Source organism: Kineococcus sp. AC630 (assembly GCF_979255925.1).
In genome coordinates this window covers 1-238 of sequence record NZ_CEEDMJ010000140.1, presented here as the reverse complement: position 1 = coordinate 238, position 238 = coordinate 1, and the positions used below count along the sequence as shown (strand labels likewise).

Annotated in this window: 1 protein-coding gene; it reads left to right on the top strand. The window is 69.3% G+C overall.

The annotated features are described in order from the left end of the window. A partial coding sequence (locus tag AC0I8G_RS26160) for a hypothetical protein (protein ID WP_471732539.1) occupies nucleotides 1-238 on the top strand: 238 nt, incomplete at both ends.

Here is a 238-nt window from a genome sequence, read left to right as displayed (position 1 = left end):
CCCTGGACGTCTCGGGTGTCGACGACCAGCGCCGCTTCCTGCAGGAGTTCGGGGTCCACGGTGCCAGGGGCCTCCTGGCCGACCAGTTGCTGGAGGTCATCCGGGACGTGTCCGCGAACACCCACGTCGACACCGTGCCCCGCCAGGTGTGGGACGACGTGCGCCGGAGGCTGACTGCGAAGAACATCACCCACCGCGTGTTCGCCACCGCGATGGGAACGTCGTTCGGGGGCAGCTC